Genomic DNA, 24780 nt, shown 5'->3' with positions numbered 1-24780 from the left:
AATCAATTATGGCTGTTCAGCAGAACAAAAAATCCCGCTCCGCCCGTGACATGCGTCGTTCCCACGATGCTCTCGAGGCTAGCACCCTGTCTGTAGAAAAAACCACCGGTGAAGTTCACCTGCGTCACCACGTATCGCCAGAAGGCGTATACCGTGGCCGTAAAGTGATCGACAAGGGCGCTGACGAGTAATCACTTGTCTGCTCAAGTCATCGCGATTGACGCAATGGGCGGGGACTTCGGTCCCCGCAGCATTGTTCAGGCCTGCATTGCCAGCCTGTCTGCCACGCCCTCGCTGCACCTGACCCTTGTCGGTCAACCCTCCCTACTTGAAGAATTGATTGCCGGCCATCCGGCGGTGGATCGCGCGCGCCTGACGATTACCCCGGCCAGCGAAGCCATCGGTATGGCTGAAAAGCCGTCGATGGCCCTGCGCGGCAAACCTGACTCTTCCATGCGGGTGGCCCTTGAGTTACTGCGCGATGGCAAGGTGCAGGCCTGTGTCAGTGCCGGCAACACTGGTGCGTTGATGGCATTGTCGCGTCATGTGCTCAAGACGCTGCCGGGGATTGATCGACCTGCGATGGTGGCGGCAATTCCGACGCAGAAAGGCTATTGCCAGCTGCTGGACCTGGGGGCCAACGTCGATTGCAGTGCCGAGCACCTGTTCCAGTTCGCGGTGATGGGCTCGGTGGCCGCCGAAGCGCTGGGCGTTTCCCGGCCACGGGTGGCCTTGCTGAATATCGGCACTGAAGACATCAAGGGCAACCAGCAGGTCAAGCTCGCCGCTGCTTTGTTGCAAGGTGCGCGCGGCTTGAACTACATCGGTTTTGTCGAGGGTGACGGCTTGTATCGGGGCGAAGCCGATGTAGTGGTGTGCGACGGGTTTGTCGGCAATATCCTGCTCAAGTCGAGCGAAGGCTTGGCGACCATGATTGCGGCGCGTATCGAGGCGCTGTTCAGGCAGAACCTGCTTTCGCGTATGGTCGGTGCGCTGGCGTTGCCCTTGATGCGCCGCTTGCAGGCTGACCTGGCGCCAGCCCGGCATAACGGTGCGAGTTTTCTCGGTTTGCAGGGCATTGTGGTCAAAAGCCACGGCTCGGCGGGTGTGCAGGGTTTTCAGAGTGCGATTGCGCGGGCCGTGATCGAGATCCAGGAAAACCTGCCGCAACGCCTGCATGGCCGTCTCGAGGGCCTGTTGCCTTAGGCGAATCGGCCCGGGGATGCTTAAATGTGACCGGCCAGTTCAATTGACCATCCAATCTGTCAGTTTCGTGCGCTCCCATCGTAGGGGTGAGCATTTTCTACGACCAGATCATTAGGGGCTTGTTACATGTCTACATCCCTCGCATTCGTCTTTCCAGGGCAGGGTTCGCAGTCTCTCGGCATGTTGGCCGAGCTGGGCGCGCAATTCCCGCTGATCCTGGATACCTTCAAGGAAGCTTCCGACGCCCTGGGTTACGACCTCTGGGCACTGACCCAGCAAGGGCCGGAAGAGCAACTCAATCAAACCGATAAAACCCAGCCGGCCATCCTGACCGCCTCGATTGCCTTGTGGCGCGTGTGGCTGGCCGAAGGGGGCGCGCGTCCGGCCTATGTCGCCGGTCACAGCCTTGGCGAATACAGCGCCCTGGTAGCCGCCGGCAGCCTGACCCTCGCCGAGGCGGTCAAGCTGGTCGAGCGTCGTGGACAGTTGATGCAGGAAGCCGTCCCGGCCGGGCAGGGCGGCATGGCCGCGATCCTCGGTCTGGACGATGCGGTGGTGATCCAGGCCTGTGCCGAAGCGGCCCAGGGTGAAGTGGTCAGTGCGGTGAACTTCAACTCCCCTGGCCAGGTGGTCATCGCCGGGGCCAAGGCTGCGGTCGAACGCGCCATTGAAGGCTGCAAGGCTCTGGGCGCCAAACGTGCCTTGCCGTTGCCGGTGAGCGTGCCATCGCACTGCGAGCTGATGCGTCCGGCAGCCGAGCGGTTTGCCGAGTCCATCGCCGCCATCGACTGGCAGGCGCCGCAGATCCCGCTGGTGCAGAACGTCAGTGCGGCCGTTGCCGTCGACCTCGACACCCTCAAGCGCGACCTGCTGGAGCAGCTCTACAAGCCGGTACGCTGGGTTGAGTCGGTGCAGACGCTGGCGGCCAATGGCGCGACCACGCTTGTCGAGTGCGGCCCGGGCAAAGTCCTGGCCGGCCTGAACAAGCGCTGCGCCGACGGCGTGTCGACTGCCAACCTCAATACCCCGGATGCCTTCGCTGCCGCGCTTGCGGCACTGGCCTGAAACCCTTTAGGAGAAGCCTGCATGAGTCTGCAAGGTAAAGTTGCACTGGTCACCGGCGCAAGCCGTGGCATTGGCCAGGCGATCGCCCTGGAACTGGGCCGTCAAGGCGCCGTTGTGATCGGCACCGCCACTTCCGCCGCGGGCGCCGAGCGTATTGCCGCGACCTTGAAGGAAAACGGCGTTCAGGGCACCGGTCTTGAATTGAATGTGACCAGCGATGAATCCGTTGCGGCGGTACTGACCGAGATCACGGCACAATTCGGCGCACCGGCTATTCTGGTCAACAATGCCGGCATCACCCGCGATAACCTGGTGATGCGCATGAAAGACGACGAGTGGTACGACGTGGTCGATACCAACCTGAACAGTCTGTTTCGCCTGTCCAAGGGCGTTTTGCGTGGCATGACCAAGGCGCGTTGGGGGCGAATTATCAATATTGGTTCCGTAGTGGGTGCCATGGGCAACGCAGGCCAAGTAAACTATGCCTCCGCCAAGGCCGGCCTGGAAGGTTTCAGCCGTGCACTGGCGCGGGAAGTCGGCTCGCGTGCCATCACGGTCAACTCGGTGGCCCCAGGGTTCATCGACACCGATATGACCCGCGAACTGCCGGATGTACAGCGTGAAGCCTTGCTGGCGCAGATTCCGCTGGGCCGTTTGGGCCAGGCTCAAGAGATCGCGAATGTGGTCACTTTCCTGGCATCTGACGGTGCGGCATACGTGACTGGGGCTACAATCCCAGTGAACGGCGGGATGTACATGAGCTAAATTGTGACGGATCGCTTCAAAAAAATGTCATACGAGCTGTCTAAAATCCGTTATAAAGCTGCAACTTAATTTATAGGCAGGTGGCCGACCGGGTACAGGGTGAAGCTTTCAGTTGAAAAGCTGAAATGGCTTTCTATACACTTACCCACTGGCCAGCTGCCTGAATTTGTCCATTAGGAGTTAAACAAGGTATGAGCACCATCGAAGAGCGCGTCAAGAAAATCGTTGCCGAGCAACTGGGCGTTAAGGAAGAAGAAGTGGTCAACACTGCTTCCTTCGTAGAAGACCTGGGTGCCGATTCCCTTGACACCGTTGAGCTGGTGATGGCTCTGGAAGAGGAATTCGAGACCGAAATCCCGGACGAAGAAGCTGAAAAAATCACTACTGTTCAAGCTGCTATCGACTACGTTACCAGCCACCAGGCGTAATAGTTTGTAGTCGTCGCTTGCTGTCAGGGAGAAACCGCACTGCTGTAACGGCGTGCGGTTTTTTCTTTAGCGCTGATGAAAAGTGTCGTCATCAAGAAAAAGGAGAGTGCTGTGTCGCGTAGACGCGTCGTAGTCACCGGTATGGGTATGTTGTCGCCACTGGGTACGGATGTGCCGAGCAGTTGGCAGGGCATTCTGGCTGGCCGCAGTGGTATCGGTCTGATCGAACATACGGACCTTTCTGCCTATTCCACCCGTTTTGGCGGCTCGGTAAAGGGCTTCAATGTCGAGGAATATCTCTCGATCAAAGAGTCCCGCAAGCTCGACCTGTTCATTCAATACGGTCTGGCCGCCGGTTTTCAGGCAGTGCGTAACGCAGGTCTGGAAGTCACTGACGCCAACCGTGAGCGCATCGGCGTGGCCATGGGTTCGGGTATTGGCGGTTTGACCAATATCGAAGAAACCAGCCGCATCCTGCACGATTCCGGCCCGCGTCGAATTTCACCGTTCTTCGTGCCCGGCTCGATCATCAATATGATTTCCGGCTTCCTGTCCATCCACCTGGGTGCGCAGGGACCCAACTACGCTATTGCCACGGCGTGCACCACGGGCACCCATTGCATCGGCATGGCGGCGCGCAATATCGCCTACGATGAAGCTGACGTGATGATCGCTGGTGGCGCCGAGATGGCCGCCTGCGGGCTGGGCATGGGCGGCTTCGGTGCCTCCCGTGCGCTGTCGACCCGCAACGATGAGCCAACCCGTGCCAGCCGTCCGTGGGACAAGGGCCGTGATGGCTTCGTGCTGTCCGATGGCGCCGGTGCGCTGGTGCTCGAAGAGCTGGAGCACGCCAAGGCGCGCGGTGCCACCATCTACGCCGAGTTGATCGGCTTTGGCATGAGCGGCGACGCGTTCCACATGACCTCCCCACCGTCCGACGGTGCCGGTGCTGCGCGGTGCATCACCAATGCCCTGCGCGATGCCAAGGTCAACGCCGACCAGGTGCAGTACATCAACGCTCATGGCACCTCGACCCCGACCGGCGATCTGGCGGAAGCCGAAGCCATCAAATCGGTGTTCGGTGAGCACGCCTACAAGTTGGCGGTCAGCTCCACCAAGTCCATGACCGGCCACTTGTTGGGCGCGGCGGGCGCGGTCGAAGCGATCTTCAGCGTCATGGCCATCAAGGACCAGGTCGCTCCGCCGACCATCAACCTCGATGAACCTGACGAAGGCTGCGACCTGAACTTCGTGCCCCACGAAGCCCAGCCGATGCCGATCGATGTGGCGATTTCCAACTCGTTCGGCTTTGGTGGCACCAACGGTTCCCTGGTGTTCCGCCGGTTCGCCGAGTGATGCACAGCTGGGTCGACGGTCAGCCAGCGGACAGCGTGCCCCTGAAAGATCGCGGCCTGGCTTACGGTGACGGCCTGTTCGAGACCCTTGCGGTCAAGGGTGGGCGGCCGGTGCTGCTTGAACGTCACCTGCAACGTCTCGAAGAGGGTTGCAGGCGCCTCGCTCTGGCGGCGGATCATGAGCTGATCCGCAGCGAAGTACAGGCCTTTGCCGCCGCCCTGGGTGACGGCGTGCTCAAACTGATCCTCACCCGCGGCGACAGCCTGCGCGGCTACGGCATCAACCCCGGCGCGCCGGTGCGGCGTATTCTGCAAGGCTCTGCGCCTGCGACCTATCCCCCGGCCCATGAAACTGTCGGCATCCGCCTGTTTCCGTGCGCCACCCGTTTGGCCGAGCAGCCGTTGCTGGCCGGCCTCAAGCACCTCAACCGTCTCGAACAAGTGATCGCCCGCGCAGAATGGCAGGACGCCGAGCATGCCGAAGGCCTGATGCTGGACAGGTCCGGTCGCGTCATCGAAGGCGTCTTCAGCAACCTGTTTCTGGTGCGCGACGGCAGGTTGCTGACCGCTGATCTGAATCGTTGCGGCGTGGCCGGGGTGATGCGCGCCGAGATCCTGGCCCAGGCACAAGCGCTGGGCATCCCCGTGGCCGTGGCTGACATCAGCCTGGAGCACCTGCAGCAGGCCGATGAAGTCTTCGTCTGCAACAGCGTTTATGGCATTTGGCCGGTGCGCGGCTGTGCTGCGATGAGCTGGTCGGTTGGGCCGCTCACCCGTAAACTGCAGGGCATCGTTCGCGCGCTATTGGAAATTTGAGTTGATACGAAAACTGATTGTACTGCTGCTGATCGGCCTGTTCTCGGCAGCGTTGCTGGTGGGGATTGGCGCCTGGAAATACGAGTCTGCCTTGAAGCAGCCGTTGAAACTGACCCAGGAGCAATTACTCGACGTACCGGCCGGGGCCACGCCAACCGGCACGTTCAACCGCCTGGAAAACGAAGGCGTGATCGACGGTGCCTTCTGGTTGCGTTTGTACTGGCGTTTCAATCTCGACGGCCAGCCCCTGCACAGCGGCGAATACCGCATGACCCCGGGCATGACGGCCCAGGACCTGATCGGCCTGTGGCAGCGCGGCGAAGTGGTGCAGTACAGCCTGACCCTGGTGGAAGGCTGGAATTTCCGTCAGGTGCGGTCCGCCCTGGCCAGGCACGACAAGATCGTGCAATCCCTGTCCGGTCTCAGCGACAGTGAAGTGATGGACAAGCTTGGCCATCCCGGTGTATTCCCCGAGGGGCGTTTTTTCCCGGATACCTACCGCTTCGTGCGGGGCATGACCGATGTCGAATTCCTGAAAAAAGCCTACAACCGCCTGGACGACGTACTTGCCCAGGAATGGAGCAAGCGCGCCGCCGATGCGCCGTATACCGATCCTTATCAGGCGCTGATCATGGCGTCCCTGGTGGAAAAAGAAACCGGTGTGCCGGAAGAACGCGCGCAGATCGCCGGCGTGTTTGTGCGTCGCCTGAAGATCGGCATGCAGCTGCAGACCGATCCCACGGTGATCTACGGCCTGGGTGAGCGCTACAACGGCAAGTTGACCCGTGCTCACCTCAAGGAAGCCAACCCCTATAACACCTATATGATTGCCGGCCTGCCGCCGACGCCGATTGCCATGGTCGGGCGCGAGGCAATCCATGCCGCGCTGAACCCGGCGCCGGGCAGCAGTCTGTATTTTGTCGCCCGTGGCGATGGCAGCCATATCTTCTCCGACGACCTGGATGCGCATAATGCCGCCGTGCGCGAGTTTCAACTCAAGCGCCGCGCCGATTACCGCTCCAGCCCGGCGCCAGCGGTGAAGCCGCTGGACGACGTGACGCCGCCAGCCGACGCACCGGCCGACGCACCGGTCGAGTCCGCGCCGGATACAGCCGCGCCGCAAAGCCCGCAATGACTCTGACTAAGGACCCCCTGTGACTGGCCTGTTTATTACCCTGGAAGGCCCGGAAGGCGCCGGCAAGAGCACCAACCGCGATTACCTGGCCGAGCGCCTGCGTGCGCAGGGTATCGAAGTGGTATTGACCCGCGAACCTGGCGGTACGCCCCTGGCCGAGCGCATTCGCGACGTGCTGCTGGCCCCGGCCGATGAGCCGATGAACCCCGACACCGAGCTTCTGCTGGTGTTTGCCGCCCGTGCCCAGCACCTTGCCGAAGTTATTCGCCCGGCCCTGGCGCGCGGCGCGGTGGTGATCTGCGACCGTTTTACCGATTCCACCTACGCCTATCAGGGCGGTGGCCGGGGCCTGTGCCTTGAGCGCATCGCCAGCCTGGAAACCTTCGTGCAGGGCGATTTGCGTCCCGACCTGACACTGCTGTTCGACCTGCCGGTGGACGTGGGCATGGCCCGCGCCAGTGCCCGTGGTCGTCTGGACCGGTTCGAGCTCGAAGGCCATGGCTTCTTCGATGCCGTGCGCAGCGCCTTTATCCGCCGTGCCGAGGCCGAGCCTGCGCGTTATCACCGGCTGGATGCCGCTCAGCCGCTGGCCCAGGTGCAGCAGAATATCGATGCCTTGCTGCCAACCTTGCTGGAGCGCGCCCGTGGCTGAAGCCTACCCGTGGCAGGACGGCCTCTGGCAGCAACTGGCCGGCCGTGCCCAGCACGCCCATGCCTATTTGCTGCACGGGCCGATTGGCATCGGCAAGCGCGCCCTCGCCGAGCGTCTGATGGCCAGCCTGCTGTGCCAGCGCCCGGTCAACCTGCATGCCTGCGGTGAGTGCAAGTCCTGCCTGCTGCTCAAGGCCGGCAGCCACCCGGACAACTATCTCTTGGAGCCTGAGGAAGCGGACAAGGCGATCAAGGTCGACCAGGTGCGCGATCTTGTCAGCTTCGTGGTGCAAACCGCGCAGATGGGCGGGCGCAAGGTGGTGCTGATCGAACCGGTGGAAGCGATGAACATCAACGCTGCCAACGCTCTGCTCAAAAGTCTGGAGGAACCGTCCGGCGACACCGTACTGCTGCTGGTGAGCCATCAGTCCAGTCGCCTGCTACCGACCATTCGCAGCCGCTGTGTGCAGCAGGCGTGCCCGTTACCCAGTGAGGCGATGAGCCTGCAATGGCTGGCGCAGGCGCTGCCGGACTGCGGCGAAGAAGAACGCGTGGAACTGCTGACCCTGGCCGCAGGCTCGCCATTGGCGGCGGTGAAACTGCAGGCTCAGGGCGTTCGCGAACAGCGCGCGCTGGTGGTGGACGGCGTGAAGAAGCTGCTCAAGCAAGAGCTCTCTGCCACGCAACTGGCCGAAACCGCGTGGAAGGATATTCCGCTGCTGCTGCTGTTCGACTGGTTTTGCGACTGGTCGAGCCTGATTCTGCGCTATCAGTTGACCCAGGACGAAAGCGGCCTGGGTCTGCCGGATATGCGCAAAGTGGTGCAGTACCTTGCGCAGAAAAGTGCGCAGGACAAGGTGCTGGCGATCCAGGATTGGATCCTCGCCCAGCGCCAGAAGGTACTCGGCAAGGCCAACCTCAACCGCGTGCTGTTGCTTGAAGCACTGCTGGTGCAGTGGGTCGGCCTGCTCGGGCGCCGTTAATTTCCACGGCCCACGGGTGTACCGTTGGCCCGCCACTCCTGAAGTCGTGATTTCCTATGCTTGTAGACTCCCATTGCCACCTCGATCGTCTTGACCTCGCCCAGCACGGCGGCTCCCTCGATGCCGCCCTGGAAGCAGCCCGCCAGCGCGGGGTAGGACACTTTCTATGCATCGGCGTCAGCGCCGAAAACGCCGCCAGCGTCAAAGCCCTGGCTGAACGCTATGCCGATGTGGATTGCTCGGTGGGCATTCACCCGCTGGACCTCAAGCCTGGTGAAACCCCGGCCCTCGACTGGCTGCTTGGCGAACTCGACCACCCGCGCGTGGTGGCCATCGGTGAAACCGGCCTGGACTACCACTACGAGCCCGAAGCCGCAGACGTGCAGCAGGCCTCGTTCCGCCTGCACCTGCAGGCGGCCGCGCACACCGGCAAACCGGTGATCGTCCACACCCGTGGCGCCCGCGCCGACACCCTGACCCTGCTGCGCGAAGCCGCGCTGCCCCAGGCGGGCGTGTTGCATTGCTTCACCGAAGATTGGGACATGGCCAAGGCCGCTCTGGACCTGGGGTTCTACATTTCACTGTCGGGCATCGTCACCTTCCGCAACGCCGATGCGCTGCGCGATGTGGCCCGTCAGGTGCCCGCCGACCGATTGCTGGTGGAAACTGACTCGCCGTACCTGGCGCCGATCCCCCATCGTGGCAAGCCTAATCTGCCGGAATACGTGCGCGACGTCGCGGACTACCTGGCGATGTTGCGCGGTGAGTCCTGCGAGCGTTTTGCCGAGCAGACCACCGAGAACTTCAAGCGTCTATTCCCCCTGGCACACGTCGCCGATTGATCCCCCACAAATCGCAGGCAAAAAAAACCCGGGTTCTGGGGGGATGAATCCGGGTTAAGACCATTAGGAGTAAACAAGGGCACTCAGTCCGTCGGTACCCAGGTCGCCGCGTCACTTGGGGGAGATGACGCGCCGACAGTTGAAGTATTGATCAGTATCGGATTCAGTCCAGTCGCGGCTGGTCGTTTTTTAAACAGATTTGGAATACGCGCGCTTCCCTTGAGTTCTCATTGGGCGGGCACCGGCACCGGCACTGCGTCTTGTTTTTGACTGATACAGGCAAAAACGTTGGCGGATTGAAGGTAAAGTGCCGGACGGGTTCACATAGGCGTTGCTCAACGACCGTTCAGTCGGGATAATCCCTCGCATCGGGTAAATCGTATCGCCACGTATCCGTGGCCCTGCGTGACCCTTCCCATTCCGACCTCTGCAGAACTCTTCCTCATGCACAAAGAACCCCGTAAGGTCCGTGAGTTTCGCCGCCGTGAGCAGGAAATTCTCGACACCGCACTCAAGTTGTTTCTCGACCAGGGTGAGGACAGCGTCACCGTCGAGATGATTGCGGATGCCGTGGGTATCGGCAAAGGCACCATCTACAAGCACTTCAAGTCCAAGGCCGAGATCTATCTGCGCCTGATGCTCGACTATGAGCGTGACTTGAACGAACTGCTGCACTCGGCCGATGTCGACAAGGACAAGGAAGCCCTGTCGCGTGCCTACTTCGAGTTCCGCATGCGCGACCCGCAGCGCTACCGCCTGTTCGACCGCCTGGAAGAGAAGGTGGTCAAAGGCCATCAAGTGCCGGAAATGGTCGAGGAACTGCACAAGATCCGCGCCTCCAACTTCGAACGTCTGACCTTGTTGATCAAAGGCCGCATCAGCGAAGGCAAGCTCGAAGACGTGCCGCCATACTTCCACTACTGCGCGGCCTGGGCCTTGGTGCATGGCGCCGTGGCGCTGTACCACTCGCCGTTCTGGAGCAATGTGCTGGAAGACCAGGAAGGCTTTTTCCAGTTCCTGATGGACATTGGTGTGCGCATGGGCAACAAGCGCAAGCACAGCGGCGAGCTGCCAGGCGCGGAGCCGAAAACCGGCGAGACCCCGGCCACCTGAGTCATTCGCCACAATGATGGCGTGATGATTTACTGCCGGGCGCATTACCCCAGGAATATACTCAGGCATGGACCTTGCTAAAAGCTGAGTTATAAGTCAGTTTTCAGTGCGCCAGAATTATCCGCTGCCGGAGTGATCCATGATCGTTGATCGTCAAGGCAGGCGTTTTCGCAATTTGCGAATCAGCCTGACCTCAGCCTGCAATTACGCGTGTACCTACTGCGTGCCCAACGGCAAGCGGCTGGTGGCTGCCCAGGATGAACTCTCGGCCCAGGCCATGGCCCGTGGCGTGGCGTACCTGATCGAAGCGGCCGGTATCGATCGTCTGCGCATCACCGGCGGCGAACCGCTGGTGAGCCCCAAGCTGGAAGCCTTCATGGGCGAAGTGGGGCAAATGGGGCTCAGCGATATCAGCCTGACCACCAATGGTCAGTTGCTTGCGCGCAAACTTGCGCTGCTGGTGGACGCCGGTATTCGGCGCATCAACGTCTCTCTCGACACCCTGGACGCCGACGCTTTTCGCAGCATCGCCCGTGGCGGCGACCTGGCTACGGTGCTGGACGGCATGGACCAGGCCCGCGCCGCCGGTATCAAAATCAAGGTCAACATGGTGCCCCTGCGCGGGCAGAACCTCGACCAGGTGATGCCGCTGCTCGACTACTGCCTGGAGCGCGGCTATGAATTGCGCTTTATCGAATTGATGCGCATGGGCCACTTGGCCAGGGACTCCAACGCGTTCCTGCAGCAGTTCGTCAGCCTGCAGCAACTGCTCAGCCTGATCGGCGAGCATCACGAATACCTGCAGGCCAATGCCCCCGTGGATGCCACGGCGGTACGTTATGAAGTGCCGGGCAAGGGCTTCTTCGGGGTGATCGCCAACGAGAGTGTGCCGTTTTGCCGTACCTGTTCGCGATTGCGGCTGTCGTCCACCGGGTGGCTGCACGGTTGCCTGTCGTCGAGTAACCGTCACTACGTCGGCGACCTTCTGGACAAACCACGTCATCAGGCGCTGCCTGCGTTGCAGGGCCTGTTGATGAAGGCGTTGGGCGATAAACAGGAAGTCGCCTTTTCGGGCGGGGCAACAATCATGAAAATCATCGGCGGCTGACGCTATCCCGTGATTTCACAGCATCCATGGGGGAGGGGGCTTGCTCCCACATTTGATTGAGTAGCCCTCAAGCTGGCGCAGAATCTGCATCTCGTGCCCATTCGCCGGTTTTCCGTCACCGGCTTCTGGAGAGTTGGGATGCGTAGTCTGGTTTTGTTGCTGGCGTCGTTGGCGCTGGGTGGATGCATGACCGTCAGCGATATGGCCGAAGGCACTCGCTATCAAATGAGCGATGCCGGGTTGCTCGACCACAGCGACACGCGACGAACGGCCTCCGTGCGCATACAGCCCGATTCCTTTGTCTTTATCGCCCAGGGCAGCTTTGTGCCGCCGGGCAGCGCCTATCCGCGACCGAACGTGGTGGCCGAAGAAGCCTTCAACGGTTTCGTTGAATATTTCCCCATGGTGCGCCGCGCCCGTAAACCTGAAGGCCTCGAACAGGCGATGTCCGAGGCCCGTGCGGCCGGTGCTCATTACCTCCTGTACTGCCGTTTTGCCGCCGCCGATGACCGTATCGGCAACGCCGACGAGTGGTCGGACCAGGAGGCGCTTGACCGCGTCGGACTGGACAGCGGAGTGATCCAGATCATGCTGATCGAGACCAGCACCCAGTATTTGATTGATACTGCACGTATTCGCAGTCGTGGCGGTTTACTAACGTTCCACGACAACAGGCCACAGGACCTGATTGCCCGCCCACTCGCGCAATACGCGCGCAGCCTGCTGGGCATGAGCAATCAGTAAAAACAAGGAGACCCCCATGACCGATTCCGCCAAGGCCAACGATCTGTTGGCGCAACTGCCCAAGGGCAAGGGGCCGGCGCCGGTGCATCTGTGGAACCCGGATTTCTGCGGCAACATCGACATGCGCATTGCCCGCGACGGCACCTGGTTCTATCAAGGCACGCCGATCGGGCGCAAGCCGATGGTCAAGCTGTTCTCCAACATCATCCGCCGCGATGGCGATGATTATTTTCTGGTTACACCCGTGGAAAAAGTCGGCATCCACGTGGATGACGCGCCGTTCGTGGCCGTTACCCTGGAGGTGCAAGGGCAGGGCGAAAGCCAGGTGCTGCGCTTTACCACTCACGTCGACGACGTTGTCGAGGCCGGCCTTGAACACCCGCTGCGGGTGGTCACCGACCCCGTCACCCAGGAACCTTCGCCTTACCTGCGGGTGCGCACCAACCTTGAAGCCCTGGTCCATCGCAATGTGTTCTACCAATTGGTGGAACTGGCGGTAAGCCGTCCGATAAACGGTAGTCACTGGCTCGGGGTATGGAGTGGCGGGGTATTTTTTCCCATCGGCCTGGAGCCCTGAGGCCGGAATGTTCATCTCCCTGAAATAATTCGCTTGCTGCACACCCGCGCTTTCGGTATCAATTTGTACATGATTAGACATGTTCGATTTGATAAGAAAAAACGCGTCGTCGACGAACTCATCCGCCGTATCGAAGCCGGGGTGATGGTCGACGGTTTCCTGCTGCCAGGCGAGCACCAGTTGGCCGAAGAGTTTGCGGTCAGCCGCGGCACCTTGCGTGAGGCGCTGGCCGAACTCAAACGCCGCAATTACATCGCGACCCAAAGCGGCGTCGGCTCCATTGTCACCTTTGACGGTATGGTGCTGGACCAGAACAGCGGCTGGGCCCAGGCCCTGGCGGACACGGGCGCACGGGTCAACACCGACATCCTGCGCCTTGAATCTGTGACCCGCAGCGATCTGCTCAGCCGCTTTGGCAGTGACCAATTCATCGCCCTCGACCGGCGTCGGCGTACCACCGAAGGCACTGCTGTGTCCCTGGAACGCTCACTGATGCCCGCGTCCGGTGGCCTGGAAAGCCTGCCCCGCGTCGGCCTGATCGACAATTCCCTGACCATCACCCTGGCCGCCTACGGTTTCATTGGCGACACCGGCGACCAGTGGATCGGCGCCGAGCCCCTGAATGAAGAAGACGCCCGCTTGCTGGGCCGCCCCACGGGCACGGTATTTCTCAAGGCTTCGCGCACCACCTACGATCGGCGCGAGCGTTTCATGGAGTACGTCGAAAGCCTGCTCGACCCCGTGCACTTTCGCCTGCACCTGCAGTTTGGAGCTTCAAAATGACCCCTGAAAATCGCGCACTCGGTGCGTTCCATGGCCTGGCCCTGGGCGATGCGCTCGGCATGCCCACCCAGTCCCTGAGCCGCGAGCAGGTGCAGCAGCGCTTTGGCGCGATCACCGCCCTTGAAGCCGCCGGGCCCGACCAGCCCATCGCGCCGAACATGCCCGCCGGCTCCATTACCGATGACACCGAGCAGGCCATCCTGGTGGGCCAATTGCTAGTGGAGGGCCGGGGCAACATCGAGCCCACCGTGCTCGCCCAGCGCCTGATCGACTGGGAAGCGGCGATGCGCGCCAAGGGCTCCCAGGACCTGCTGGGCCCGTCCACCAAACGCGCCATCGACCTGATCCTGGCCGGCCACACGCCGGAAGAGTCAGGCCGCTACGGCACCACCAACGGCGCGGCGATGCGCATCACGCCAGTGGGAATCGCCGCCGATATCAGCGATCCCGCACGGTTCATCCAGGCGGTGATCCAGGCGTGCCAGGTTACCCACAACACCACCCTGGGTATTTCCAGCGCGGCGGCGGTGGCGGCGGTGGTATCGGCGGGCATCAATGGCGCGGACCTGGGCGAAGCGCTGAACATCGGCGTGCAGATCGCGCAAAAGTCCGAAGGTCACGGCCACTGGATTGCCGGCGGACGTATTTCCACACGCATCAGTTGGGCGCGCACCTTGAGCGTAGGAAGCGGCGACAAAGCCCTGTTCGCTGACCTGCTCTACGAATTGATCGGCACTTCGGTCGCTTCCCAGGAATCGGTGGTGGTGTCATTCGCCCTGGCTCAGCAGGTAGCGGTTGGCGCGATGAATGCGTTTGAAGCTGTGTGCCTGGCCGCGAGCCTGGGCGGCGACACCGATACCATCGCCGCGATGCTCGGCGCCATGCTCGGTGCCTGCCTGGGCATGCAGTGCTGGCCGTCGGCATTGATTGAACAGGTCAAACAGGTCAATGGCCTGGATTTGCAGCCGCTGGTGAAGGGCCTGCTCGCATTGCGCTAAGCGCCGCAGGGCCCACATCGAAGAGATTTGCCACAACCACAACAATACAGGCATCAGGAGCCCCCTCATGAGCAACCCCTCTTCCGGCCAAAGCGCCGGGCAATTGGAAACACACGGCATCGAACCGGTGCCGGAAGGCGAGTGCAACGGCCATCCGCTGCAGCTGTTCTGGGTGTGGTTCGCCGCCAATATCAGCATCCTCGGCCTGCCGCTTGGCGCCACGCTGGTGGCGTTTCGTGGCCTAGCCATCTGGCAGGCGATCATTGTCGCGATCCTCGGCGCCGCAGGCTCCTTTGCGGTGGTGGGGATCATTTCCATCGCCGGCCGTCGTGGCCGTGCGCCCAGCCTGACGCTGTCCCGCGCGATCTTCGGCGTGCGCGGCAATATCGGCCCGACGCTGGTGTCGCTGATGTCGCGCCTGGGCTGGGAAACCGTCAACACCACCACGGCCGCCTTTGTGCTGCTGTCGTTGTGTTCGATCCTGTTCGGCTCGCCGGTCGAGGCCAAAAGCGCACCCGTGCTTACGCTGATCTTTATCGGCATCTTCGTGCTGCTGACCCTGGCGGTCTCCGGCCTCGGCCATGCCACCCTGCTGGTGATCCAGAAGTGGGCCACCTACGTGTTCGGCGCCTTGAACATCCTGGTGGGCGGCTTCCTCTGTGCCACCATCGACTGGAGCGCAGTGTTCAACGCCGCCCCGGCACCCTTGAGCGCGATGATCATCGGCGTCGGCACCATGGCGGCCGGCACTGGCATCGGGTGGGCCAACGCCGGTGCCGACATGTCGCGCTACCAGCACCGCAGCGTCAAGGCCGTGCGTCTGGTGGCGTCCGCCGCTTTCGGTGCAGGCATCCCGCTGGTGTTGCTGATTACCCTCGGCGGCCTGCTGTCGGTGGGTAATAACGACCTGGCCTCGGCCACCGACCCGATCATCGCGATCCGCGACATGCTGCCCACCTGGATGGCCGTGCCGTACCTGATCACCGCCTTCGGCGGGCTGCTGCTATCGAACAACCTGTCGGTGTACTCGGCTGGCCTCACTACCTTGACCCTGGGCTTGAAGGTCAAGCGCGTGCACGCGGTGATCGTCGATATCGTGGCAATCTTCGCCGGCTCTATCTATTTCATGCTGATCGCCGACAGCGTCTACGGTCCGTTCATCACCTTCATCTCGCTGTTGGCGGTGCCGATCACTGCGTGGGTCGGGATCTTCGTGGTCGACCTGATCCACCGTCATTACTACAGCCCCAAGGATTTGCTCGACGTGAGCCCAAGCAGCGCCTACTGGTATCGCGGCGGTGTGGAATGGCGTGCCTTCGGCGCCTGGGCCGTGGCCATCGTGCTGGGTTTCAGTTTCACCACCATTGGCACCACCGCCGAAAACATCTGGTTCGCCGGCCCGTTGTCCGACTCCTGGCTGGGCCACAACGGGCTCGGCTGGATCGTCACCTTCCTGGTGGCTGGCGGGATATATGCGGTATTGGGCGGCGCGGCTGACCGTCGCCCGGCGCGGGTCGAGCACGCCCATGTCTAGATTGCTGCACACCGGGCAGGTCATCGTCGACCTGGTCATGGCCCTCGACACCCTGCCTGCCAGCGGCGGCGACGTGCTGGCGCAAACCGCCAGTTTCGAAACCGGCGGCGGTTTCAACGTCATGGCGGCCGCGCGTCGCAATGGGTTGCCGGTGGTGTACCTCGGCCGCCACGGTAACGGCCGCTTTGGCGACCTGGCCCGCGCAGCGATGCAGGCCGAGGGCATCGAAATGGCCCTGCCGGCCAGCAGCGGCAAGGACACCGGCTTGTGCGTGGCGCTGACCGAAGCCAGCACTGAGCGCACGTTCATTTCCCATATGGGCGCCGAAGGGGAACTGAGCGCCGAGGACCTGGCCGGCGTGGTGCCCGCTGCCGACGACTACGTGTATGTCAGCGGCTACAGCCTGCTGCTCGACGGCAAGGCGCAACCGTTGATCGACTGGCTGCTGGCGTTGCCAAGGCAAATCATGGTGGTGTTCGACCCGGGGCCATTGGTCAAGGCGCCGGAGTCGGCCCTGATGCGCGCACTGCTGCCGCGTATCGATTTGTGGACCAGCAACGGCCCGGAAGTCCTCGCCTTCACCGGCGCGGCGGATATCGCCACGGCGTTGCCATCGCTCAAGCGGCACCTGAACGCCGACACAATGTGGGTAGTGCGAGACGGCCCGAACGGTTGCTGGGTCGGGCGAGGCTCTGCCATCGAGCATGTGGCGGGCTTCAAGGTGCAGGCGGTCGACAGCAATGGCGCCGGAGATGCGCATGCGGGAGTGTTCATTGCCGGGTTGGCCAAAGGCTTGCAACCCGCAGACGCCGCACGCCAGGCCAACGCCGCCGCCGCGCTGGCGGTAACACGGTGGGGCCCGGCCACATCACCCGGCACCGCCGAACTCAATGCCTTCCTTATCGACTAAACACGCGCGCAAAAAGGTGGGAGGGGGCAATCCCCCTCCCACCCATGTTTAAACCGGGGTTCAGCCCGCTTTGCGCAACGCTTCGATCAATTGATCCTTGCGCATGGTGGAGCGGCCCGGAATATCCTTGGCTCGCGCCTCCTGCATCAGGCTTTCCTTAGTCTGCGTGCCCAACGACGTTCGGCTGCTGCGCGGATGTCCTTCACGACTGGCTGCCGCGCGCCTGGCCGAATCCTTCCGGTCCTGGGTCTTCTTGGCCGGCGCCTTGCGCTGGCCCGAACCGCCGGCCTTTTCGCCACCGCCGGACTGCTTGTTGACGGTGGCCCAGGCACGGGCTTCGGCTTCATCCTTGGGCAGACCCTGTTGCTCATAGCTGTCTTCGATATGAGCGGCCTTGCGTTTCTGTTCGCTGGTGTATTTGGCTTTGCTTCCACGAGGCATCGTCAAAACTCCTTCCGACCCCGCGAGCGGGGCCGGACCTGCAATGAATTTACTGAGTGCTTCCACCATCAAGCTTGCGCGCCTCATCCACACCCGAGGCGGTCAGCTTGATCGGCAGGTTCAGCGAGTATTCACCGTCGTTGTCGGTGGTCACATGTCCATCCTTGATCAATCCACGGTCCTGGAGAAACGCCAGCACACTGGCCACCTCCTTTTCACCGCGGTAGTTGTCCAGCACCTCCTTGCCCAGCCCTTGCGGGTGAGCGTGCAACAGGCGGGTGAGGACTTCTTTCTCAAGGTTTCTATCGACGTTCATGCGTACCTCTTCACGGGGAAATGATCGGCTGTTCGTCCTGCTTTCGATGTATCAAGGCGCGGGTTGTTTTGGCGCGCCTGGCACGTTCGAGTCGTTACCGGTATTGATTTTCGGCTCGTTGACCGATGGGCCCATCTTGCCGTTGCCGACAGCAGCAGGTGCCTTGCGGTCGGTGTCGTGGCCCTTGGTGTGCGGGTCGGCGCCATTGGTATTGTCGATGACCGCGCCACCGTTGGTGTCCATGCCCGTGCCCATGGATTTTTGCGACTCGGTGGTGGCGTCCGGTGTCGGGTTGGTCGGGCCGGTGGTGGAGCTGGCCGCAACGGCGCTCAGCGAGGCAGCGGACAGCAGGCCGGTGAGGGCGAGGGCAGCAAACTTGGAAGTCTTCATCAGGGTGTCTCCATATGATTAATGTCCTTACCTCTTATTGGTCAGCCCCCCTTTGCGGTTCGTGCCTTGATGCCGACGAACGGTCTTGAGGCACCTGTAAGATTTTGTGTACCGCATGTGCAGTCGTTCAAGCGCCGTACAGCTGGCCTTTGCGATAGTCCTTTGGCGTTATCCAGGTCTTCGGTATCTGTCGCCTTCCAGGCAGAGCTTAGGGGATCCATTCGCCCGGATGTGTATCGAGGGTGATACGGAGTGGATACGCAACATTACGTATCGGCGCCTTAGCCGGATGGCCCCCACACAGCGAACACTGCCGCCATGACTACCGTGAGCTTGCTGAAAGACCCCGTGAACACGCGCCCGAGCGAGGTGTTATACGGCCCCCTCCAGCCTGAACTGTTGCGTGACGAGGTGCTCGCCGACCTGCTCGAAGCCACCGCCAAACGTGACCCCCAGCAGGTGGCGCTGATCGACGGCGAGCGCCAGCTCAGCTACGGCGAGCTGGACCGGCAGGCCGCCTGTGTGGCCTCGCGCCTGATCGAGGCGGGGGTGCGGCCGGGGCAGATCGTCGGCCTGTGGATGCCGCGCGGCATGCCGTTATTGGTGATGCAGGCCGGCATCGCCAAGGCCGGCGCCGCCTGGCTGCCGATGGACGAGGACACGCCGCTCGGACGCCTGCAAGTGTGCATGGAAGACGCCCAGGCGGTCGGCGTGGTCTGCGCGCGCAGCAGCGCAGCAGCATTGGCAGAGGTGGGGCTTGTTGCCTGGGGCGCAGACGATCTGCTTGCGCCGCTGCAGGGCGCGCTGCAACGCCGCAGCGGTGCCCGGCCCGAAGACCCGGCCTACGTCATCTATACCTCGGGTTCCACCGGCAAACCCAAGGGCATTCTGATTTCCCAGGGCAGCATCTGCCACTTTCTACGCAGCGAAAACGCGGTCCTCGGCATCCAGGCCAGCGACCGTGTCTACCAGGGTTTTTCCGTGGCCTTCGACATGTCGTTCGAGGAGATCTGGATCGCCTACCTGGTGGGCGCGACCCTGTGGCTCGGCCCCAAGGACATCACCGGCGACCCCGAAGCCCTGCCGCGCATGCTCACCCGCCAACGCATCAGCGTGCTGCACGCGGTGCCCACCTTGCTGGCGCTGTTCAGCGAAGACGTGCCGAGCCTGCGCCTGATCAACCTCGGCGGCGAAATGTGCCCCGAATCGCTGGTAGAGCGCTGGAGCCGCCCCGGTCGGCAGATCTTCAACACCTACGGCCCCACCGAAGCCACGGTTTCCGCCAGCCTGGCACGGCTGCAACCTGGCGTCGCGGTGACCATTGGCACGCCGCTGCCCAACTACGGCTTGCTGGTGATCGAAGCCGACCTGGCCGCGGGCGCCGCGCCGACGTTGCTGGCGCGCGGGCAGACCGGCGAGCTGTGCATCATCGGCCCGGGCCTGGCCGCAGGCTACCTGGGGCGCCCGGACCTGACCCGCGAAAAGTTCATCGACAACCCCTGGGCCAGCGGCTACCACGACGAACGCCTGTACCGCACCGGCGACCTCGCGCGCATCGACGCCGACGGGCAAGTGGTGTGCCTGGGGCGCGCCGATGATCAGGTGAAGATCCGAGGATTTCGCGTCGAGCTGGGCGAAATCGAAGCCTTGCTCGCCCAGCAGCCTGGCGTGGGCACGGTGGCGGTGCTGTTGCGCAATGACGCCGGCATGGACCAGTTGATTGCCTACCTGGTGGCGGAGGGCGGCGTGCCGGTCGAAGGCCTGCCGGTGCAGTTGCGCAAGGCCTTGCAGGCGCGCCTGCCGGCCTACATGGTGCCCAGCCGCTTCGAACTGCTCGACAGCATGCCGCGCCTGACTTCCGGCAAGATCGACCGCAAAACCCTCAAGGCCCGGCCGCTTGGCGTCGACACCAGCGGCGCGAACCTGGAGTCGGACAGCCCCGAAACCCCTGGCGAAAGCGTGCTGTTCGCCGCCTTGCACACCTTGTTCCCCGGCCAGCCGATTCGTCGCGAGGCCGATTTTTTCAGCGACCTGGGTGGCCACTCGTTTTTCGCCGCGCGGCTGGCCTCGGCGTTGCGCGCCGACCCACGTTTCGCCCATGTCACCGTGCGCGATATCTATCAGCAGCGCCGCGTCGGCGCGATTGCGCAGGTGCTGCAAGCCATGCCGCAACCGGCTGCGCAACAAGCCGCCTGGACCCCGCCTTCGGCGCTGGCGCGCTGGCGTTGTGGATTGGCCCAGGCCGCGCTGCTGCCGGCGATGGTGTGCCTGCGCATGAGCCAGTGGCTGGCGCCCTTTTTCACCTATCACTACCTCACCGGCAGCCCCGGCGACTCGGTGGCCGTGGCCACGGCGGCGTCCATTGGGGTGTTCCTGCTGGCGACGCTGGTGCAGTTCGTGCTGGCCATCGCCGGCAAATGGCTGATTGCCGGGCGCCTGAAACCGGGTGTCTACCCGTTGTGGGGCCTGACCTATTTTCGCTGGTGGGCCGCGTCGCGCATGATCGAGTCGGCGCCGGTCTACCTGCTCAGCGGTTCTTCGCTCTACAGTGTGTGGCTGCGGGCGCTCGGTGCCAGGGTCGGGCGCGAGGTCAATATCGGCTCCGTCGGCGTGCGCGTTCCCGACCTGTTGCACATCGGCCATGAGGTCAGCATCGGCAACGGCGTAAGCCTGGAAAACGCCCGCGTCGAGCGCGGCCAACTGCATCTTGGGCAGGTCACGCTCGACGACAACGCCTGCCTGGGCTCCTACACGATTCTGGAAGGCAACACGGTGCTCGGTCGCAGCGCTCACCTGCAAGGGCAATCGGCGCTGGCCGACGGTGCGAGTGTGCCGGCCGAGCGCATCTGGAGCGGGTCACCGGCCGTCGATATCGGCGCATTCGACCCGGCCAGCCTGCCGCCGCGGCCGGTGGTGGGGCGTGGGCAATTGCTGCTGGAAAACCTGTTCTACGGGTTCGGCATCCTGCTGATCGCCACGCTGTTTTTCATCCCGGTGTTCCCGACGTTTTTCCTCATCGACTGGTTCGATGAGCAGCAGATCCTGCCCTGGTTGCAGGCGCAAAACGTGGGCGTGCAACTGCTGCGCTACTTTGCCCTGGCCCTGCCGGCCGCTGCCGTGCTGATCGTGGCGATGGTGCTGATTTCGGCAGCGCTGCGCTGGGCCGTGCTGCCGCGCCTCAAGCCGGGCAACTACCCGGTGCACAGCCGGGTGTATTGCAGCAAATGGCTGGTGAGCCATATTCAGGAAGCCAGTCTCAACGTGTTGTCCGGCCTTTACGCGACGGTCTACGCGCCGCTGTGGTATCGCCTGCTGGGCGCGAAGGTGGGCCGCGATGCGGAAATCTCCACCGCCCAGGGCGTGATTCCCGACATGCTTACCCTGGGCGATGAAACCTTTATCGCCGACGCCGTGATGCTTGGCGATGAACAGGTCGACGGCGGCTGGATGCGCATTCAGCCAACCGTGGTGTCGCACCGCAGCTTCGTCGGCAATGGCAGCTATATTCCCGACGGCACGACGTTGCCCGAGAACGTGCTGATCGGTGTGCATTCCCGTGCGCCGCTGAACGCCGACATCGCCAGCGGCGACACCTGGCTCGGCTCACCGCCGATCAACCTGCCGGCGCGCGAACAGGTCAGTGGCTACCCGGACCACCTGACATTCCGCCCTACGCCGTGGCGTCGTCTGGCCCGTGGCAGCATCGAGGGCCTGCGCATCGTGTTGCCTCACGCCACGGTGATCGCCGTGGGCTACACGGTCATGCTCGACCTGATGCCGGTGGCGCAGGACGAACGCTGGGGCGCAGTGTTCGGTTACCTTGCGCTGATCGGCCTGGCCTACAGCCTGGGCAACTACCTGTTGGTGGCGGCGTTGAAATGGCTGGTGCTGGGCCGCTATCGCAAGCGTTGCGAAGCGATGTGGACGCCTTTTGTGTGGCTGTCCGAAGGCATCACCAGCCTTTACGAAGGCATGGCCGCGCCCAATTTCATGAGCTACCTGCGCGGCACGCCGTGGCTGCCGCTGGCCTTTCGCGGCCTGGGCTGCCGGATCGGCCGTGGCGTGTACATGGACACCACCGACATCACCGAATTTGACTGCGTGAGCATCGGCGACCACAGCGAGTTGAACGCCGGCGCCTGCCCGCAGACGCACCTGTTCGAAGACCGTGTGATGAAAATCGACCGCGTGCTGATCGGTGCGCGGGTCTACATGGGGCCGCGCAGTGCGGTGCTCTACAGCGCCGAGGTCGGCGACGGTGCGCGGTTGGGGCCGTTGACCCTGGTGATGAAGGGCGAGAGCATCCCGGCATGCAGCAGCTGGGTGGGCTGCCCGGCGGCACCGGCACGCGCCTGATGCCGGTGCCCGTGTGCATGTGGCCGCAGGCGACACCGCGTTGGCAGGCCGGCATCCTGTTGCTTGGCCTGCGGCACGCGGCCGGCACCACCCGCGATGCGGCACGCACGAGGGTACGTCAGGTGCTGCTGCAACTGCTGGAAGTGCCGGGCTGCAGCATCGAAGCGTCCGCCGGGGCCGGGCAAGCGCCGCAGATTCAGGTGCCGGGGCATGCGCGTGCCGGGCTGTCGATCAGTCACGACGGCGATTTTTCGGTAGCGGCGGTGCATTTGCATGGCCCGGTGGGCGTGGATGTGATGGCCGTGCAGGACACGGCGGACTGGCGCGGCGTTGCCAGCGATTACCTCGGCCCGCAGGTGCTGGCGCGGTTGTGCGCCGCGAACCAGGCGCAGCGGGCGCGTTTGTTTGCCCGGGCCTGGTGCGAGCGCGAGGCGCGGCTCAAATGTGCGGGGCTGGGCTTGAGCGAATGGTCGCCACAGTCGCAGCCTTCGGCCCGCACCCTGGAGCTGGCGTTGCCGGCGGGGCTGGTCGGCGCATTGGCGCTGCCGGTATGAATTGCGCTGCATTCGGTCATGAAACCGCCTTAGTATGTGTGCTTTGAAACTGCCAAGGCGCCCCCATGACCATTGAGATTCGCCCCGCCGTGCCCAGCGATGCTGCGCAGATCCTGACTTTCATCACCGAGCTTGCCGAATATGAAAAGGCCCGGCATGAAGTGATCGCCAGCGTGGTTGATATCGAACGCAGCCTGTTCAGCGAGGGTGCCACCGCCCATGGCTTGATCTGCCTGCGTGACGGTTTGCCGATTGGGTTTGCGGTGTTCTTTTTCAGTTATTCCACGTGGCTGGGCAGCAACTGCCTGTACCTGGAAGATCTGTACATCAACCCGGAACAGCGCGGCGGCGGCGCGGGCAAGAAGTTGCTGCGCCACCTGGCCAAAATCGCCTGTGACAATGGCTGCGGGCGTTTCGAATGGAGCGTGCTGGACTGGAACGAGCCGGCGATTGCGTTCTACAAGTCCATCGGCGCCCAGCCCCAGGAAGAGTGGGTACGCTACCGCATGGAAGGCGACGCGCTGCGCGACTTTGCTCTTGGCTGACATGCATCTCTGAAAACGCTGGGATCAACTGTGGGAGCTGGCTTGCCTGCGAAGGCGGTTTTTCGGTGTACATATCAAGAGCGCGGCGGCCTGAGAGCCGACCGAGATTGTCTGCCGAACCCTTTACACAATGTGGGAGGGGCTTGCTCCCGATGGCGTCGGCCCAGCAAACATTAATGTTGACTGACCCACCGCTTTCGCGGGCAAGCCCGCTCCCACTCTTTTCTAATGGGCTTTCTCACTATGTGGGATGTAAATTTATATATTGAGATATTTCAGTCTCCGGGTTTATAGTCGCCTGCATCAGCACTCACTGCCAAAAATAAAACAGGTGAAGCGATGCAGGCACAACCGTTGTCACTCCCCTCCGTGCCCGAGCCCGTGTATGGCGAGCGGCTGAAGAACAAGGTGGTGATCATCACCGGCGCCGCCCAAGGCATCGGCGAGGCCATCGTGGCCTGTTTCCAGGCGCAGCAGGCGCGCTTGGTGATCGCCGATATCCAGGCTGACAAAGTCGAGAAGGTCGCTGCCCACTGGCGCGAACGCGGCGCCGAGATTCATGCGCAAGCCGTCGACATCACCTCAAAAGCGCAATGGCAGGCGCTGGTCGACACGGCCATCGAGCGCTTTGGTCGCGTCGATGTGCTGGTCAACTGCGCCGGGGTCAATGTGTTCCGTGACCCGCTGGAGATGACCGACGAAGACTGGCGCCGCTGCTTCGCCATCGACCTTGACGGCGCCTGGTACGGCTGCCGCAGTGTGTTGCCGCACATGATCGAGCAGGGTATCGGCAACATCATCAACATCGCGTCCACCCACTCCAGCCACATCATTCCCGGTTGCTTCCCGTACCCCGTCGCCAAGCATGGCCTGCTCGGCCTGACCCGCGCCCTGGGCATCGAGTACGCGCCCAAGGGCATCCGCGTGAATGCGATTGCGCCGGGCTATATCGAAACCCAGCTCAACGTCGATTACTGGAATACCTTCCCCGACCCCCATGCCGAGCGCCAGCGCGCGTTCGACCTGCACCCGCCCAAGCGCATCGGCCAGCCCATCGAGGTGGCGATGACCGCGCTGTTTCTGGCTACCGATGAGGCGCCCTTTATCAATGCCACCTGCCTGATGATCGATGGCGGGCGGTCTGTGATGTACCACGACTGAAACG

Annotated in this window: 26 protein-coding genes; 23 read left to right on the top strand and 3 right to left on the bottom strand. The window is 62.8% G+C overall.

The window, feature by feature from the left end:
* The first annotated feature begins 8 nt into the window (after positions 1-8).
* From rpmF to H045_RS14450, 19 genes are all read left to right on the top strand, one after another.
* Positions 9-191 (top strand): 50S ribosomal protein L32, encoded by a 183-nt coding sequence (gene rpmF, locus H045_RS14540; RefSeq protein WP_003179396.1) that lies wholly within the window; start codon positions 9-11, stop codon positions 189-191.
* 4 nt (positions 192-195) lie between these two features.
* Positions 196-1206: a phosphate acyltransferase PlsX gene (gene plsX, locus H045_RS14535; RefSeq protein WP_080627519.1), complete on the top strand. Its 1011-nt coding sequence runs from the start codon at positions 196-198 to the stop codon at positions 1204-1206.
* Between the two features lie 126 nt (positions 1207-1332).
* Positions 1333-2271, top strand: a complete 939-nt coding sequence (gene fabD, locus H045_RS14530) for an ACP S-malonyltransferase (protein WP_041931518.1) — start codon at positions 1333-1335, stop codon at positions 2269-2271.
* Between the two features lie 21 nt (positions 2272-2292).
* Complete coding sequence (gene fabG / locus H045_RS14525) at positions 2293-3036, top strand: 3-oxoacyl-ACP reductase FabG (RefSeq protein ID WP_003233474.1); 744 nt, start codon at positions 2293-2295, stop codon at positions 3034-3036.
* Positions 3037-3227: 191 nt separating this feature from the next.
* Positions 3228-3464: an acyl carrier protein gene (gene acpP, locus H045_RS14520; protein WP_003175607.1), complete on the top strand. Its 237-nt coding sequence runs from the start codon at positions 3228-3230 to the stop codon at positions 3462-3464.
* 111 nt (positions 3465-3575) lie between these two features.
* Positions 3576-4820 (top strand): beta-ketoacyl-ACP synthase II, encoded by a 1245-nt coding sequence (gene fabF, locus H045_RS14515; RefSeq protein ID WP_003233472.1) that lies wholly within the window; start codon positions 3576-3578, stop codon positions 4818-4820.
* Entirely contained in the window at positions 4820-5635 is an 816-nt protein-coding gene (gene pabC / locus H045_RS14510; RefSeq protein WP_003233471.1) for an aminodeoxychorismate lyase, read from the top strand. Before fabF ends, pabC begins: the two co-directional genes overlap by 1 nt.
* Before the next feature lies 1 nt (position 5636).
* Positions 5637-6770, top strand: a complete 1134-nt coding sequence (gene mltG / locus H045_RS14505) for an endolytic transglycosylase MltG (RefSeq protein WP_003233468.1) — start codon at positions 5637-5639, stop codon at positions 6768-6770.
* A 19-nt stretch (positions 6771-6789) separates the two neighbouring features.
* The gene (tmk, locus tag H045_RS14500; protein WP_015372761.1) at positions 6790-7422 is read left to right on the top strand and encodes a dTMP kinase; all 633 of its coding nucleotides are present in this window, start codon (positions 6790-6792) and stop codon (positions 7420-7422) included.
* Complete coding sequence (locus H045_RS14495; protein WP_015372760.1) at positions 7415-8404, top strand: DNA polymerase III subunit delta'; 990 nt, start codon at positions 7415-7417, stop codon at positions 8402-8404. Before tmk ends, H045_RS14495 begins: the two co-directional genes overlap by 8 nt.
* Before the next feature lie 56 nt (positions 8405-8460).
* Entirely contained in the window at positions 8461-9246 is a 786-nt protein-coding gene (locus H045_RS14490; protein ID WP_015372759.1) for a TatD family hydrolase, read from the top strand.
* 444 nt (positions 9247-9690) lie between these two features.
* Positions 9691-10359: a TetR/AcrR family transcriptional regulator gene (locus H045_RS14485; protein WP_003233460.1), complete on the top strand. Its 669-nt coding sequence runs from the start codon at positions 9691-9693 to the stop codon at positions 10357-10359.
* A gap of 139 nt (positions 10360-10498) precedes the next feature.
* Positions 10499-11467 (top strand): GTP 3',8-cyclase MoaA, encoded by a 969-nt coding sequence (locus tag H045_RS14480; protein WP_015372758.1) that lies wholly within the window; start codon positions 10499-10501, stop codon positions 11465-11467.
* A gap of 138 nt (positions 11468-11605) precedes the next feature.
* Positions 11606-12211: a DUF4823 domain-containing protein gene (locus tag H045_RS14475; RefSeq protein ID WP_003233456.1), complete on the top strand. Its 606-nt coding sequence runs from the start codon at positions 11606-11608 to the stop codon at positions 12209-12211.
* Positions 12212-12227: 16 nt separating this feature from the next.
* A complete protein-coding gene (locus H045_RS14470; RefSeq protein ID WP_003233454.1) occupies positions 12228-12788 on the top strand; it encodes a DUF1285 domain-containing protein in 561 nt (186 codons plus the stop codon).
* 69 nt (positions 12789-12857) lie between these two features.
* Positions 12858-13571, top strand: a complete 714-nt coding sequence (locus tag H045_RS14465) for a GntR family transcriptional regulator (RefSeq protein ID WP_041931640.1) — start codon at positions 12858-12860, stop codon at positions 13569-13571.
* Complete coding sequence (locus tag H045_RS14460; protein ID WP_015372756.1) at positions 13568-14569, top strand: ADP-ribosylglycohydrolase family protein; 1002 nt, start codon at positions 13568-13570, stop codon at positions 14567-14569. Before H045_RS14465 ends, H045_RS14460 begins: the two co-directional genes overlap by 4 nt.
* Before the next feature lie 67 nt (positions 14570-14636).
* Positions 14637-16103 carry a purine-cytosine permease family protein gene (locus tag H045_RS14455; RefSeq protein ID WP_015372755.1) on the top strand — a complete coding sequence of 489 codons (1467 nt, stop codon included), beginning with the start codon at positions 14637-14639 and terminating at the stop codon, positions 16101-16103.
* Positions 16096-17013, top strand: coding sequence for a PfkB family carbohydrate kinase (locus H045_RS14450; RefSeq protein WP_041931517.1), 918 nt, complete (start codon positions 16096-16098; stop codon positions 17011-17013). The genes H045_RS14455 and H045_RS14450 overlap by 8 nt, the downstream gene beginning before the upstream one ends.
* 60 nt (positions 17014-17073) lie before the next feature.
* Here the strand turns inward: H045_RS14450 and H045_RS14445 are convergent, their stop codons facing one another.
* Genes H045_RS14445 through H045_RS14435 form a run of 3 tightly spaced genes read right to left on the bottom strand, consistent with a single transcriptional unit; the run spans position 17074 to position 18160 of the window.
* Positions 17074-17454: a Rho termination factor N-terminal domain-containing protein gene (locus H045_RS14445; protein ID WP_003233445.1), complete on the bottom strand. Its 381-nt coding sequence runs from the start codon at positions 17452-17454 to the stop codon at positions 17074-17076.
* A 49-nt stretch (positions 17455-17503) separates the two neighbouring features.
* On the bottom strand, positions 17504-17770 hold the full coding sequence (locus tag H045_RS14440) for a hypothetical protein (RefSeq protein ID WP_003233443.1): 267 nt from the start codon (positions 17768-17770) through the stop codon (positions 17504-17506).
* 51 nt (positions 17771-17821) lie between these two features.
* Positions 17822-18160, bottom strand: a complete 339-nt coding sequence (locus tag H045_RS14435) for a hypothetical protein (protein ID WP_003233441.1) — start codon at positions 18158-18160, stop codon at positions 17822-17824.
* A 318-nt stretch (positions 18161-18478) separates the two neighbouring features.
* Here H045_RS14435 and H045_RS14430 point away from each other — a divergent pair, with 318 nt between their 5' ends.
* From H045_RS14430 to H045_RS14415, 4 genes are all read left to right on the top strand, one after another.
* The gene (locus tag H045_RS14430) at positions 18479-22516 is read left to right on the top strand and encodes a Pls/PosA family non-ribosomal peptide synthetase (RefSeq protein ID WP_015372753.1); all 4038 of its coding nucleotides are present in this window, start codon (positions 18479-18481) and stop codon (positions 22514-22516) included.
* A complete protein-coding gene (locus tag H045_RS14425) occupies positions 22471-23070 on the top strand; it encodes a 4'-phosphopantetheinyl transferase family protein (protein WP_015372752.1) in 600 nt (199 codons plus the stop codon). Before H045_RS14430 ends, H045_RS14425 begins: the two co-directional genes overlap by 46 nt.
* A 65-nt stretch (positions 23071-23135) precedes the next feature.
* Positions 23136-23615 carry a GNAT family N-acetyltransferase gene (locus H045_RS14420; RefSeq protein WP_003193496.1) on the top strand — a complete coding sequence of 160 codons (480 nt, stop codon included), beginning with the start codon at positions 23136-23138 and terminating at the stop codon, positions 23613-23615.
* 339 nt (positions 23616-23954) lie between these two features.
* Positions 23955-24776 (top strand): SDR family oxidoreductase, encoded by an 822-nt coding sequence (locus H045_RS14415; protein ID WP_015372751.1) that lies wholly within the window; start codon positions 23955-23957, stop codon positions 24774-24776.
* Positions 24777-24780: the final 4 nt, after the last annotated feature.

Source organism: Pseudomonas poae RE*1-1-14 (genome assembly GCF_000336465.1).
Taxonomy (GTDB): Bacteria; Pseudomonadota; Gammaproteobacteria; order Pseudomonadales; family Pseudomonadaceae; genus Aquipseudomonas; species Aquipseudomonas poae.
Note: the sequence above shows the minus strand (reverse complement) of the source record. Positions and strands in the feature narration are given on the sequence as shown.

Coding starts and splice junctions, on each gene's coding strand:
- H045_RS14450 (WP_041931517.1), top strand. CDS start 16,096: ATGTCTAGATTGCTGCACACCGGGCAGGTCATCGTCGACCTGGTCATG.
- rpmF (WP_003179396.1), top strand. CDS start 9: ATGGCTGTTCAGCAGAACAAAAAATCCCGCTCCGCCCGTGACATGCGT.
- H045_RS14430 (WP_015372753.1), top strand. CDS start 18,479: ATGACTACCGTGAGCTTGCTGAAAGACCCCGTGAACACGCGCCCGAGC.
- H045_RS14480 (WP_015372758.1), top strand. CDS start 10,499: ATGATCGTTGATCGTCAAGGCAGGCGTTTTCGCAATTTGCGAATCAGC.
- H045_RS14440 (WP_003233443.1), bottom strand. CDS start 17,770: ATGAACGTCGATAGAAACCTTGAGAAAGAAGTCCTCACCCGCCTGTTG.
- H045_RS14470 (WP_003233454.1), top strand. CDS start 12,228: ATGACCGATTCCGCCAAGGCCAACGATCTGTTGGCGCAACTGCCCAAG.
- H045_RS14425 (WP_015372752.1), top strand. CDS start 22,471: ATGCAGCAGCTGGGTGGGCTGCCCGGCGGCACCGGCACGCGCCTGATG.
- H045_RS14460 (WP_015372756.1), top strand. CDS start 13,568: ATGACCCCTGAAAATCGCGCACTCGGTGCGTTCCATGGCCTGGCCCTG.
- acpP (WP_003175607.1), top strand. CDS start 3,228: ATGAGCACCATCGAAGAGCGCGTCAAGAAAATCGTTGCCGAGCAACTG.
- pabC (WP_003233471.1), top strand. CDS start 4,820: ATGCACAGCTGGGTCGACGGTCAGCCAGCGGACAGCGTGCCCCTGAAA.
- H045_RS14455 (WP_015372755.1), top strand. CDS start 14,637: ATGAGCAACCCCTCTTCCGGCCAAAGCGCCGGGCAATTGGAAACACAC.
- fabD (WP_041931518.1), top strand. CDS start 1,333: ATGTCTACATCCCTCGCATTCGTCTTTCCAGGGCAGGGTTCGCAGTCT.
- H045_RS14465 (WP_041931640.1), top strand. CDS start 12,858: ATGATTAGACATGTTCGATTTGATAAGAAAAAACGCGTCGTCGACGAA.
- H045_RS14420 (WP_003193496.1), top strand. CDS start 23,136: ATGACCATTGAGATTCGCCCCGCCGTGCCCAGCGATGCTGCGCAGATC.
- H045_RS14475 (WP_003233456.1), top strand. CDS start 11,606: ATGCGTAGTCTGGTTTTGTTGCTGGCGTCGTTGGCGCTGGGTGGATGC.
- fabG (WP_003233474.1), top strand. CDS start 2,293: ATGAGTCTGCAAGGTAAAGTTGCACTGGTCACCGGCGCAAGCCGTGGC.
- H045_RS14490 (WP_015372759.1), top strand. CDS start 8,461: ATGCTTGTAGACTCCCATTGCCACCTCGATCGTCTTGACCTCGCCCAG.
- H045_RS14435 (WP_003233441.1), bottom strand. CDS start 18,160: ATGAAGACTTCCAAGTTTGCTGCCCTCGCCCTCACCGGCCTGCTGTCC.
- H045_RS14485 (WP_003233460.1), top strand. CDS start 9,691: ATGCACAAAGAACCCCGTAAGGTCCGTGAGTTTCGCCGCCGTGAGCAG.
- H045_RS14445 (WP_003233445.1), bottom strand. CDS start 17,454: ATGCCTCGTGGAAGCAAAGCCAAATACACCAGCGAACAGAAACGCAAG.
- H045_RS14415 (WP_015372751.1), top strand. CDS start 23,955: ATGCAGGCACAACCGTTGTCACTCCCCTCCGTGCCCGAGCCCGTGTAT.